Source organism: Amycolatopsis sulphurea (assembly GCF_002564045.1).
GTDB lineage: Bacteria > Actinomycetota > Actinomycetes > Mycobacteriales > Pseudonocardiaceae > Amycolatopsis > Amycolatopsis sulphurea.
In genome coordinates this window covers 2769828-2781613 of sequence record NZ_PDJK01000002.1, presented here as the reverse complement: position 1 = coordinate 2781613, position 11786 = coordinate 2769828, and the positions used below count along the sequence as shown (strand labels likewise).

At 68.9% G+C, this 11786-nt stretch carries 12 protein-coding genes and 1 tRNA gene; 6 read left to right on the top strand and 7 right to left on the bottom strand.

Going from position 1 to position 11786, the window contains the following annotated elements:
- Window positions 1–8 precede the first annotated feature (8 nt).
- Window positions 9–1754, bottom strand: coding sequence for an N-6 DNA methylase (locus ATK36_RS18735; RefSeq protein WP_098512730.1), 1746 nt, complete (start codon window positions 1752–1754; stop codon window positions 9–11).
- 78 nt (window positions 1755–1832) lie between these two features.
- Here ATK36_RS18735 and ATK36_RS18730 point away from each other — a divergent pair, with 78 nt between their 5' ends.
- On the top strand, window positions 1833–2588 hold the full coding sequence (locus ATK36_RS18730; RefSeq protein ID WP_098512729.1) for a PP2C family protein-serine/threonine phosphatase: 756 nt from the start codon (window positions 1833–1835) through the stop codon (window positions 2586–2588).
- Between the two features lie 756 nt (window positions 2589–3344).
- Window positions 3345–3429: transfer RNA gene (locus ATK36_RS18725), tRNA-Ser, on the top strand.
- Window positions 3430–3521: 92 nt separating this feature from the next.
- Here ATK36_RS18725 and ATK36_RS31565 read toward each other — a convergent pair.
- The 6 genes from ATK36_RS31565 to ATK36_RS18695 form a co-directional block, all read right to left on the bottom strand.
- Window positions 3522–3977: a hypothetical protein gene (locus ATK36_RS31565; protein ID WP_141544486.1), complete on the bottom strand. Its 456-nt coding sequence runs from the start codon at window positions 3975–3977 to the stop codon at window positions 3522–3524.
- Between the two features lie 90 nt (window positions 3978–4067).
- A complete protein-coding gene (locus ATK36_RS18715; RefSeq protein ID WP_141544485.1) occupies window positions 4068–4367 on the bottom strand; it encodes a hypothetical protein in 300 nt (99 codons plus the stop codon).
- 11 nt (window positions 4368–4378) lie between these two features.
- Entirely contained in the window at window positions 4379–5299 is a 921-nt protein-coding gene (locus tag ATK36_RS18710; RefSeq protein WP_098512726.1) for an ESX secretion-associated protein EspG, read from the bottom strand.
- A 9-nt stretch (window positions 5300–5308) separates the two neighbouring features.
- The gene (locus ATK36_RS18705; RefSeq protein WP_245914887.1) at window positions 5309–6640 is read right to left on the bottom strand and encodes a hypothetical protein; all 1332 of its coding nucleotides are present in this window, start codon (window positions 6638–6640) and stop codon (window positions 5309–5311) included.
- Between the two features lie 67 nt (window positions 6641–6707).
- The gene (locus ATK36_RS18700; RefSeq protein WP_245914885.1) at window positions 6708–7673 is read right to left on the bottom strand and encodes a DUF3558 domain-containing protein; all 966 of its coding nucleotides are present in this window, start codon (window positions 7671–7673) and stop codon (window positions 6708–6710) included.
- Window positions 7674–7940: 267 nt separating this feature from the next.
- Window positions 7941–8288 carry a hypothetical protein gene (locus ATK36_RS18695; RefSeq protein WP_098512725.1) on the bottom strand — a complete coding sequence of 116 codons (348 nt, stop codon included), beginning with the start codon at window positions 8286–8288 and terminating at the stop codon, window positions 7941–7943.
- A 787-nt stretch (window positions 8289–9075) separates the two neighbouring features.
- On the opposite strand from ATK36_RS18695, the gene ATK36_RS18690 reads away from it, so the two are divergent.
- The 4 genes from ATK36_RS18690 (at window position 9076) to ATK36_RS18675 (ending at window position 11682) form a co-directional block, all read left to right on the top strand.
- A complete protein-coding gene (locus ATK36_RS18690; RefSeq protein WP_098512724.1) occupies window positions 9076–9276 on the top strand; it encodes a hypothetical protein in 201 nt (66 codons plus the stop codon).
- Window positions 9277–9674: 398 nt separating this feature from the next.
- A complete protein-coding gene (locus ATK36_RS18685) occupies window positions 9675–10640 on the top strand; it encodes a DUF3558 domain-containing protein (RefSeq protein ID WP_245914885.1) in 966 nt (321 codons plus the stop codon).
- Entirely contained in the window at window positions 10633–10962 is a 330-nt protein-coding gene (locus ATK36_RS18680) for a hypothetical protein (protein WP_141544484.1), read from the top strand. Before ATK36_RS18685 ends, ATK36_RS18680 begins: the two co-directional genes overlap by 8 nt.
- 36 nt (window positions 10963–10998) lie before the next feature.
- Complete coding sequence (locus tag ATK36_RS18675; protein ID WP_141544483.1) at window positions 10999–11682, top strand: hypothetical protein; 684 nt, start codon at window positions 10999–11001, stop codon at window positions 11680–11682.
- The last annotated feature ends 104 nt before the right edge of the window (window positions 11683–11786 follow it).

The window sequence follows — 11786 nt, the reverse complement described above, 5'->3', positions numbered from 1 at the left end:
CACCACGCTCACCCGCCACCGGGCTTCAGCCGTCCTTCGGCGAGCGCTGCAAAGCCTAACCGCACCAGGTCGCGGCCGATTTCCGCCGTCTGCCGCATCGACCGGTCGAAGTCGGCGAGGGCCCGGAAAGCAGCACCGTACGCACGCTGTGTGCCGAGCGGGTACCGCGGCACCTTCAACCGGCGCGCGTCGATCCGCGTGGACGCGCTGTACACGGGGAAATCCGCGGCACGCAGGCAGCCGGCGAGGAACTCGGGATCCAGCCGCTCCGGGTCGGCCCGGTAACGGGACAGGGCAGGCCCCAGCCGCACCGGCTGTCCACTGTGGACGACCACGGCTCCGGTGATCGAGGCGACGACATCTCCGTCGCGGGCGAACACGGCGCCTTCGTCGGGCCCGGCCCGTCCGGTCGGTTTGCTGCCCAGGAACACGTCGTCGGTGGTCAGCACCGGTTCGTCACCATCGGAGACCCGCGAAGGAGCGTGCCGTATCCGCAGCACGCCCGCCTTCACCAGCTCGCCGACCGTGGTGTGCGCAGGCTCGTCCGCGGCCGGCGCCAGCCGTGGCAGCTCAAGCCCGATCTGTTCGAAACGCCGGGATGCCGAAAGGAAGGCCTCCGCCGGATCGTCCCGGCGGACCCGTTGCGCCGGCGACAGGTCGACGTCGTCGTCGAGCAGCTCGATGACCGGCACCCCGTTCGCCTCGGGATCGGCGAGGTAGGTACGCCACCGCTGATCGGCTTGGGCGGCAGGCGTTTCCGCGAGCAGCACCGTGGCCGGCGGGCGTTGCCCGGGCTCGGGCCGCACGAGCACCCAGAGGTCGGCGCCGGGTGCGAGCGTGAGCACGGCCCGTAGGGCACCGGCGCGCAGGAGGTTGGCCCGGATCCGCTTCCCGCTGCGGCGGCCGGCGGCCGCGCCGGGCATCAGGATCGCCACCAGTCCGCCGGGCCGGGCGTGCGCGAGGCAGTGCTGGACCCACGCCAGCTCCGGCTCGCCCCGAGGTGGCAGGCCGTATTTCCACCGCTCGTCGCCGACCAGGTCTTCCTGGCCCCACCGGCGCTCGTTGAACGGCGGATCGCAAAGCACGACGTCCACCTGTCGCCCGGCGAAGGCGTCTTCGAGCAGCGAATCGGCGGCGTGCACCTCCGCCGCCACGCCGCATAGCCGCAGGCGGAGACCGGCGATGCGCGCGGTGTCCGGGTCGATGTCCTGCCCCCGCGCGCGGGTCGCGCCACTGGCGAGCAGCAGCGAACCGAACCCGCAGGCCGGGTCCAGCACGGAGGCGGGATCCGGGCCGGCGAGGCGGGCCATCAGCTCGGCGTACTCCGGCGGGGTCGGGGAAAGCCGGCGCGCGTGTGCCTCGAAGTAGCGTTCGCAGAGCTGCTCGAACGTCGAGGCCGCGCCTTCGCGCACGGCCAGCCTGCCGAGCATGGTGAGCAACTCCGGGTCGTCAGGCTGTTCGGCGGGATCGGCCAGATACGCGCCGGCCGCCGCGACGCGGGCGCCGAGCCCCAGGTCGTCGCCGAGTGCACGCAGCCGCTGCCAGGCCTGGTCGATCAGCGCCAGCTCGAACGGACGGCCGCGGCGGCGGAGCCAGTCCTGCACCTCCGGGAGCGAAAACCGTGGGCTGGATGCAGTGCCACCGACCGGACGAGGAAAATCGTCGTAGCGCCGTCGCCAGTTGCTGACGGCGGCCCGGCGCACGCCTGCCAGGCGCGCTATGTCGGCCGCACTCACCGCCGCGTCGTCTGCCATGGCCAGCACGATAGCCGATGACAGCGGTTTCCAGAATTTTTCTTGTTAACTCAGTCAACCAATGGTTTTATGGGACCCATGGCCACCGAGCAGACCCGGTTCATCCTGCGCCAAGCCGCGGGCTCGCACCCCGGGCGACGACGCAGCAACAACGAGGACTCCGTGTACGCCACCGGGCGGCTGCTGGCCGTGGCCGACGGTATCGGTGGCCAGCCGCACGGGGAAGTGGCCAGCGCGACCGCGGTCGAAGTGCTGGCTTCGCTGGACGCGGAGCTGCGCGCACTCGACCTCGCCGCGCAGGACCTGAGCGCCCTCCTCGCCGGCGCCGTACAGCGCGTCGGCGCGCGCCTTGCCGAGGTGGCCGAGCAGAACCCGGCAACCCACGGCATGGGCACCACACTCACCGTGCTGCTGTTCGACGGCACCCACTTCGCCGCCGCACACGTCGGCGACTCGCGCGGCTATGTCCTGCGCGCCGGCGAACTGCGCCGCATCACCCGCGACCACACCCTCGTACAGGCCCTGGTCGAAGACGGCCGGATCACCGAAGAGGACGCCGTCGACCACCCGCGCCGCTCGCTGCTGATGAAGGCCCTGCAAAGCACCGGCTGCGCGGAACCGGACGCCTGGGAGTTCACCCCGGAACCCGGCGACCGCTACCTGCTCTGCTCCGACGGCCTCACCGCAGGCGCCCCCGAACCGGCCATCCGGGACGTACTGGCCAGCGGCACCCCAGAGGAGACCGTCGCCAACCTGATCACCCTCGCCAACGACGGCGGCGGACCGGACAACATCACCATCGTGGTCGCCGACGTGGTCCAGGCCTTTGACTGAGCGGGCCTGACCGGAGAACGCGGGCGCTGACGGCTCCGGCCGGCAGGGGGTCGGCAACGTCGGCGTGGAGGGCCCTGCGCAGGTGGGCGGAGGGCTGTGAGGGGGCCCTTCACGGACTCTGAGTCCGTGAAGGGCCCCTTCACGGACCCGAAACCGGTCGGGCAGCCACGGCTCTCCCTGCTGATCACGGCCCTCGACCAGCTTTGCCGGGACCCTGGCTCCGGCCGGGATGGGGCGCGGTGGCAGCGGTATCGCCGGGGCAGGCAACTCGGCGGGCAAATGACGGCACTGCGGGTGCTGGCGTCTCGGCACAGCGGGTGCTGGTGTCTCGGCAACTCGACGGGCGCTGACGTCTCGGCACAGCGGGTGCTGGCGTCTCGGCACAGCGGGTGCTGGTGTCTCGGCAACTCGACGGGCGCTGACGTCTCGGCACAGCGGGTGCTGGCGTCTCGGCACAGCGGGTGCTGGCGTCTCGGCACAGCGGGTGCTGGTGTCTCGGCAACTCGACGGCACTGGCACCACGTCCGGGGCACCGGCAGCCCGTCGTCGGCCACGCCACCGAGCACCGGCAGCCCCCGTCGTCGGCCCGTGGCCGCCGAGCACCGGCAGCCCCCATCGTCGGCCATGCCGGCGACCCTTCGGCAGCAGCCAGCCGTCCTGCGTCGGCGCGGGTCGTCACCACCGCGGCCCGAGTACCGTTTCGGCAGGGCAGGACCACCTGCCGAGCGCCCGTGCCCGTCCGGTATTCTTCCCCACGGAGGATTGGCCGAGCGGCCTAAGGCGCACGCTTGGAAAGCGTGTTGGGTTCACGCCCTCGCAGGTTCGAATCCTGTATCCTCCGCTGCAGTAACCAGCGGAAACGCCGGTCGCCCGAAGCTTGGGGCGACCGGCGTTTCCCGTCTTGGTCTCATTTTTGGTCTCAGCTGGTACCGGTTAGGCCGCGTTCGGCTCGTTCTGCCCACCCGCCTTCGGCTTGGCCGGCCGTGCCCACAGCAGTCCGTTGACCCGGTGCGCGACGCCTCGCGAGGTTCTGCGCCGTCCAGCCGCCATACTGACTCGGCCGGAGGTCTGCGAGGCGGCCAACGATGACGTCCGACCACAGCTTGTCCTCGCCGCGCTCGAACACCGCCAGCGTGTCGGCGAGCGGGTCCAGGCGGGCGGCCTCGACGTCGACTTCCTCCCCTGCGGCGTAGCCGGTGATGTTGCCGATCGCCTCCCGGCGGACGCGGGCTCCGGCGACGATTTCTTGGCTTCGGTGGCGTCCTGGTAGACGCTGCGCACGATCTTGGCGTCGTCGCCCTCCCCGGCCAGGTAGCCGATGCCGCGGTCGGAGCGGGTGAACATCGTTGCCCGGACGCCGTTCTTGTACTGGCTGGCGCCGAGGACCATGTCGTTTTCAGTCTGTCCCTGGACTTTCAGGCAGTAGCGCAGGATGGCGCTGGCGGAAATGCTGATGGGCAGCGACTTCGCGTCCGGGCGCTAGGTGGCCAGGATCAGGATGACGCCCAGCGCGGGGCCGCGCTTGACCAGGTCGGTGCAGATCTCCTCGAACTCGTGTTCCTTGTGCTCGAACCACACCTGGCTCTCGTCCACCCCGACCACGATCGGCGCGAGCCGCAAGTCCTTGCGTGCAGCCAGTTCCGGGGTGACCTTGTTGTCCGGGCACACCGACTCCGGCAGGCCGCGGATCACCTTGGTGCGGCGGTGCAGTTCCTTGCGCAGCTCCTGCAGCGACACGGTCATGCCCATCCGAGGCACCGCCCCGATGATCACGGACACGAACATGAGCGTCACGTCCGCCCAGCGGCCGCGCTGGGCGGTGCCGAACGGCTAGGCCTTGAACAGATCTGTGGTCGCGCCAGGCTTGCCCAGCGGCCATGGCTCCTGCTTAAGGCCGGGCGCAAGCCGCAGAACGTCACGGGTGGCCGGTTCAGAATTTGTTGACTGCCGAGGTCCTCAGGCGAGTCCGTTGAGGGTGACGGTGAGGGCATCGATGAGGGTGGCACGGCTGCCGGGCCACATGGTGACTTCTTCGCCGCCGTTGTTGTCGGTGCTGGTGAACGAGAAGATGCGGCCGGCCCGGGTGAGGTCGTAGACGGTGAGCGGGGGGTGCTGCGGATGCGGTCGCCGGTGGACCGGACGGCGGCGTAGAGCTTGTGCACGCCGGCGCGTTCGGCGCGCGAGAGGTGACGGATCTGGTCGGCGTGGCCGGATGCTTCTGATAGCGGGTCTGCAGTGCGGCCGTCGAGGTAGGTCATCGGCATCCGCAGGTGGCCGATCCTGGCGGGCGGGTAGTTGGGCAGGGTGTCGGCCAGGCTTGCGGCGAGTTCGTGTGCCGGGATGGGGTCGAGCTGGATGGAGCGGTGGTCGGTGATCAGTCGGACCGCGTCGCGTCCTGCGGAGGCGACGAGCACGGCGCCGTTGTCCTCGGGCCGGTTGACCAGTGCGGTCCAGGCGTACAGTTCCCGTTCGGGCGCGGCGAGCAGTTCCAGCGTGGCCCGGAACTGCGGGGTCAGCCGTCCGTCCGGTGTGGCCAGTCGCAGCGCCTCGAACCGGGACATTGTGCGTTGTTCCAGCTCTCGGGAGAAGTCCGTGGTGGCGTAGGCGTCGTCCGGGGCGACGACCGCGGGCAGCTTGCCGCCTTCGGCGTGGTCCCAGGCGATGAAGAATGCCGGGCGCGGGATGCGCACCGGCCGATCGAGGATCGTCATCGTGGTGTCTCAGCCGCCGATGGTCGGGGGTGTGGGCGGGAGTCCGGTGCGCGGGTCGCGGAGGCGGCCGTCCTCGTCGTCGGTGATGTCGAACGCGGAATCGTCGTCCAGCAAGTATTTCCGTTGGTGTTCCTTGTCCTCCTCACCTTTGCCCTTGCCGCCGGCGCCCATGCCGCCCATTCCGGACGATCCTTTGGCCCCGGCCGCGCCCCGGGCCGCCGCCGCGTTCGCCGCGCCGCGCGCTCCGGCTCCCTCCCCGGCGACCGCACCCGAACCCACACCGGCACTACCTCCGGCCCGGCCGCCCATGCCGCCGGCCGAACCACCCGTGCCGCCGGTCGGGCCGAACCCGCCTGCTGATCCGCCGATCGGGCCGAATCCGCCGCTGAATCCCGCCGACGAGCCGCCTCCGGTGTTGTTCCAGCTGCTGTTGGCGTCTGGCATCGTCGGTGGCGTCCACCCGGGTCCACCCGGCCGGTCGATCGACGGTGGCGTCCATCCGGACGTGGTGGTCGTGTCGCCCGGCCCGGTGCTGCCTGGGTAGTCCGGCGGCCGGTAGCCCACGAAGGGGGCGCCCGGGCCGTCCGGGGGCGGCGCGCTGCCGGGACCGGACGGGAGAGGCGCGCTGCCGGGGTGGTTCGGGGTGAAGGTGCTCGTCGGCCCTCCGCCGGTGTGCGACGGCCCGAATCCGGACCGGGAACGGCTGTCGGGTCCGTGTCCGTCGTCCGGGCCGCCGGTCGTTTTCGTGTCCGGCTTGGACAGGGTCACATCACCGTCGAACGCCGTCACCGTGCCGTAGTCGGTGGCGAGGGTTTGCCCGCTGTTCTGGGCGTGCTGGGTGTAGCCCTGGTACTTGTCCAGGTTCTCCTGGACAGTCTTGTTGTACTGGTTGATCTGGTCTTCGGTGTCGGTGTTCCACCACGTCGCTTCGTCCCAGAAGTTCTTGTGCGGCGGAGTACCCGGCATCGGCTGCAGGCTCTGCTTCATGCTGTCGAACCCGTGCGCGAGATCGGTCAGGTTCTGGCCGTTGCCGGTGTAGGTCGTGGCGGCCGCGGTGGTCGCGTCGGCGAATGGCTTGATCCGTGCCTGCGCCGCGTCGGCCCCGCCGCCGGTCCACGCCGACTCGAGCCCCGCGCTCAACTGCTGCACCAACGCTGCTGCCTCATCGTGTTTCCCCGCGAGCTGAGTGGCCCGCTGCGCGCTCTGATGCCAGCTCTGCGCGCCCTGGCTGGCCAGGATCTTCGCCACCAGCTCCGGAGCCGGAACAGCGTTGTCGCCGAGGTTGCCGTGGTAGAGGTCACCGAACCAGTTCCCGACGTCCTCGCCCGGTCCTCGATCCACTCCCCGGCGTCCTCCAGCGCCTCGCCGACGGCTTTCGCCGCGTCGCCGAGCACATCGAAGAACGACATCACGCACCCGCCTTACGCTTCAGGTTCGTGACCACCATGTCCGCCACCCGCGCCGACAACTCACACGGATCAGCCCCACCAGCCCTCTTCGCATCGCTGGGAGTCAGCGACACATCGAATGACAGATCATCTGCGACGCCTACGCTCACCCCGCAGAAACCGGTCTGAGTGCCCGCGTTGAACGTCGAAGCCGCGACAGCGGGAAACGCTTGAATGGGCGGCAGCTCTCGCCACACCTTGGACTGCGGTTTCGTGTTCTGGTACACCCCGCTTAGCCCCTGGTGGGTCTGCGTCGTATAGCCGACCGATAGGCCGGCGCCAGAGTCGATGTTGGCCCACCTGCACTCCGGACCGATTCCGGGGAGCGTGTCCGGTTTGCCCTGCGGGGCCGTGCCGAAGATCTGTGTGAGCTGGTCCGAGGCGAGCGCTTCCTGGCAGGGTTGCCCGGACAATACCGACGCGGGGAGCGGATGCTCAACTTTTGGCGCCCCGCTGTGCGGCAATGTCGCGGCAGCGGCCGACGATGACGCTGACACCGGCGCGGAGCTGGCCGGAGCAGCATTCGGGTCGCCGGAACATCCTGCGGCCGACACTACCGCAGCCACGCCCAGAACGGCCGTGAGCGTTCGGCGCGTCATCACGCGAACCCCCCGTTCCGGCTCGGCCGCGTTCACGTCGCTCGATGCCTGCCCGTCCGACGCCTCGGTGATCCCCAACGCCTTTTCCAGCCGATTCACCAGCTCATCGGCATAGGCGAACTCCTCGTCGACCTGCTCTTTGCCCGTGACGAACGTGCCCTTCGGCTCACCCTGATTGACCAGCAGCTTGGTGTAACCGTTACTGCCAGGCTCGTCCGCCGGAGACGTGATCTGAGTCAGCCGGTGCGCTTTGGGCCGCATCAAGTCGAAGTGTTCGCGGACGGTTTTGGCCAGCTTGAGCATCGACAACGCGTCGTCACGGCTCATCGTGAACCCCGGACCACCCGGCGAACCACCCCCACCTGATGCACCGCCACACACCGCGGCACCTCCCGCGCCGAAAGCGTCGTTGATAGTGAACGCCAGCCCGTCAAGCCACCCCGGCCCCTGCGCAGATTGAGACACTGCCCCTACCCCTCCCGATGATCTACGCCCACCCAACGGGCAATTTGTCCCGCATGTATCCGCTTGCCGACGAATACCGTAGCGGACCAGCCACACAGGGGCGGCAGTTTCACCGGAAAAGGACCACCGTCACTCGTGAGGCCGCTCCCTCGGCATCAACTCCGCATGCCGGCGCGTCATCGCCTCGTATTCGACCCACGCCCGGGAATCATCCGGACCACCAGCCGCCAGCATCTCGTCATACGCCAGCCCCTGCGCAGCCAGCACATCAGCCGCCTGCCCCATCGTCTGGTGCAACCACACCGCCCCTTCGCGCAGACCAGCCGGGGGAAGTTCCCCGTACTCGGCCAACTTGTCGAGCAAGCGGATGAAATCGGGCTGTACCTCGGCGATCCGGCGCGCGCTCAACGCGTGCCGACGGTAGTAGTCTCCGCTACTCGGCTCCGCGCCGTCGCCGCCATCGCTCGGTCCGTCCATTCCTCCACGTTAGCGTCCCCGCCGCCCTTGTCTCAGTCCTAGTCTCATTCACCCCCGTCCACAGGCATTCCCGGACCGGCGCACAACACGCTGACCTGCGCCTGCACAACCCGAGACCCCGGTGAACACCCGTGAGCAGACTTGGAAAGCGTATTGGGTTCACGCCCTCGCAGATTCGAATCCTGTATTCTCCGCAGCGTTAATCAGCGGAACCGCCGGTCGGCTTGGCTTCGAGCCGACCGGCGGTTCCCGTCTTGGTCGCATTCTTAGTCTCAGTTGATCCCGGTCCACGGCAAGCCGTCGCACAGCTTGACGACCGGCGGCGAGCCACACGAGATATTCGTGCCGCCGGACCGAGCGACACCGGGCCGGATGCCGCGGCTCCTGCGGGGGTCACTCTGGCAGGTGGCCCGGGGCGAGCACGCCGCACCCGTGTCCGAGCGGATCATCTCCGCGGTCCCCGCCCAACACCGGCGATGGCCGATCTTGGTTCGCTTCCGAGACAACCACGCGCAACCCCGCAGCCGGTTCGACGCGGCCACCCATCACGGGAAGAGCCTGGTCATCCGCGCGGAGCCATCGGCAACGCCGCAGCGGAGCTGTTCGAAGCGTTCGGGGCACGGTCGACGCTGGCGGCAAGCAAGCCGCGTCGAAGGGTCCACAGTGTGGCCGAGCTTCCGGGCCTGATCGGTGGCCATCAGATCGTGGTGTTCACGGCTCCGCTCAACGACGGCACGCTGAACCTCGTCGACGAGGGCTTCCTGGCCGCCGCGCTCGGAGCGTTAGCGTGGATGGATGGAGTGGTGCCGGCGATGGTGCGGAGCTGGAGTACGGCGGCTACTACCGTCAGCATGCGCTGTGGGCGCGACGGACCGCCGATTTGCAGACCAAGATGATCGGCCTGTTCGACAAGCTGGCTGAGCATGGGGAGCCGCGCCCGGCCGATATGCGCGGTGTGGCTGCGGCGGACGATGGGGCAGGCGGCTGATGTGCTGGCTGCGCAGGGGCTAGCGTATGACGAGATGCTGGCGCCTGGCGGTCCGGACAATTCTCGTGCGTGGGTCGAGTACGAGGCCACGCCAGGTCGCGCTGATGCCCCGGGCCCCGTCTCCCGAGTGACGGTCGTCCTTTTCCGGTGAGACTGCCACCTCTGTGTGACTGGTCCGCTACGGTGCTGGTCGGCAAGTGCGTATGGACTGGACCAACTGTCCGCTGGGTGGGCGTAGATCATCGGGAGGGGTAGGGGCAGTGTCTCAATCTGCGCAGGGGCCGGGGTGGCTTGACGGGCTGGCGTTCACTATCAACGACGCTTTCGGCGCGGGAGGTGCCGCGGTGGGTGGCGGTGCATCAGGTGGGGGTGGTTCGCCGGGTGGTCCGGGGTTCACGATGAGCCGTGACGACGCGTTGTCGATGCTCAAGCTGGCCAAAACCGTCCGCGAACACTTCGACTTGATGCGGCCCAAAGCGCACCGGCTGACTCAGATCACGTCTCCGGCGGACGAGCCTGGCAGTAACGGTTACACCAAGCTGCTGGTCAATCAGGGTGAGCCGAAGGGCACGTTCGTCACGGGCAAAGAGCAGGTCGACGAGGAGTTCGCCTATGCCGATGAGCTGGTGAATCGGCTGGAAAAGGCGTTGGGGATCACCGAGGCGTCGGACGGGCAGGCATCGAGCGACGTGAACGCGGCCGAGCCGGAACGGGGGGTTCGCGTGATGACGCGCCGAACGCTCACGGCCGTTCTGGGCGTGGCTGCGGTAGTGTCGGCCGCAGGATGTTCCGGCGACCCGAATGCTGCTCCGGCCAGCTCCGCGCCGGTGTCAGCGTCATCGTCGGCCGCTGCCGCGACATTGCCGCACAGCGGGGCGCCAAAAGTTGAGCATCCGCTCCCCGCGTCGGTATTGTCCGGGCAACCCTGCCAGGAAGCGCTCGCCTCGGACCAGCTCACACAGATCTTCGGCACGGCCCCGCAGGGCAAACCGGACACGCTCCCCGGAATCGGTCCGGAGTGCAGGTGGGCCAACATCGACTCTGGCGCCGGCCTATCGGTCGGCTATACGACGCAGACCCACCAGGGGCTAAGCGGGGTGTACCAGAACACGAAACCGCAGTCCAAGGTGTGGCGAGAGCTGCCGCCCATTCAAGCGTTTCCCGCTGTCGCGGCTTCGACGTTCAACGCGGGCACTCAGACCGGTTTCTGCGGGGTGAGCGTAGGCGTCGCAGATGATCTGTCATTCGATGTGTCGCTGACTCCCAGCGATGCGAAGAGGGCTGGTGGGGCTGATCCGTGTGAGTTGTCGGCGCGGGTGGCGGACATGGTGGTCACGAACCTGAAGCGTAAGGCGGGTGCGTGATGTCGTTCTTCGATGTGCTCGGCGACGCGGCGAAAGCCGTCGGCGGGCGCTGGAAGACGCCAGGGACCGGGCCGGCGATGTGGGGCACTGGTTCGGCGACCTCTATCACGGCGACCTCGGGGACAATGCGGTCCCGGCTCCGGAGCTGGTGGCGAAGATCCTGGCCAGCCAGGGCGCGCAGAGCTGGCATCAGGGTGCTCAGCAGGCCACCAGCATGGCGAGTGACCACGATCAGGCCGGCGCGTGGGTGCAGCAGTTGAGCACGGGGTTGGCACGGATCAAGCCGTTCGCCGACGCGACCACGGCCCTACACCGGCAATAGCCAGAGCCTCACTGATCTCGGCACGGGTTCGATGCGATGAAGCAAAGCCTGCAGCCGATGCCGGCCGCGCCGCCGCTACCGCCAACACTCCCTGTGCGCGCGACGGCTCGCCGATTTGCAGACCAAGATGATCGGCCTGTTCGACAAGCTGGCCATACAACAAGCTCCTGGTCAACCAGGGCGAGCCGAAAGGCACGTTCGTCGCGCGCGGAGCGGACCAAGCAGATGTACGCGTATGCCGATGAGCTGGTGAAACGCCTGGAGAAAGCGCTGGGGATCGCCGAGGCGTCGGACGAGCAGGCCACGTCCGATGTGACGAACGCGGGCGCTCAGGGTGGGGGGGTTCGCACGGTGACGCGCCGAACGCTCATCGCCGTTCTGGCGCGGCTGTGGCCGGACGTTCCGGTACGCGAGACCTCGTGCACGAGCAAAAGCTCCGGGCCACCCTCGTCGATCAGACTCAGGTCTTGGCTGACTTACCTGAACCTACCGGGTGACCATTCAGGTATCCGGGGCGGCACAGACCATCTGGTGTTCAGCGTCATGGACAAGCTGCCGCTGATCAGCAGAAAGCTGCCCGGCCTGCGGGCCCGTGCAGCCCTCCCGAACAAGACCGCGAGCATGGCCGCCGCCGTCAGCCACCCGGCGACCGTGCGCACCATCGGCGAGGCGAACACCCTCGCCGGCCGCGCCGCGAAAATCACCCGGCCGAGGCACTGACCGCGAAGCCCGTGCACTCACCGTGAGTCCACAACGGACAGTCCCCGCCCGGTCGGCCACCCCCGGGCCGCACGCACCGGACCAGCCAGAACCCCCGTGCCCGC

Coding starts and splice junctions, on each gene's coding strand:
- ATK36_RS18735 (WP_098512730.1), bottom strand. CDS start 1,754: ATGGCAGACGACGCGGCGGTGAGTGCGGCCGACATAGCGCGCCTGGCA.
- ATK36_RS18730 (WP_098512729.1), top strand. CDS start 1,833: ATGGCCACCGAGCAGACCCGGTTCATCCTGCGCCAAGCCGCGGGCTCG.
- ATK36_RS31565 (WP_141544486.1), bottom strand. CDS start 3,977: ATGGTCCTCGGCGCCAGCCAGTACAAGAACGGCGTCCGGGCAACGATG.
- ATK36_RS18710 (WP_098512726.1), bottom strand. CDS start 5,299: ATGACGATCCTCGATCGGCCGGTGCGCATCCCGCGCCCGGCATTCTTC.
- ATK36_RS18700 (WP_245914885.1), bottom strand. CDS start 7,673: ATGAGCCGTGACGACGCGTTGTCGATGCTCAAGCTGGCCAAAACCGTC.
- ATK36_RS18695 (WP_098512725.1), bottom strand. CDS start 8,288: ATGGACGGACCGAGCGATGGCGGCGACGGCGCGGAGCCGAGTAGCGGA.
- ATK36_RS18685 (WP_245914885.1), top strand. CDS start 9,675: ATGAGCCGTGACGACGCGTTGTCGATGCTCAAGCTGGCCAAAACCGTC.
- ATK36_RS18675 (WP_141544483.1), top strand. CDS start 10,999: ATGAAGCAAAGCCTGCAGCCGATGCCGGCCGCGCCGCCGCTACCGCCA.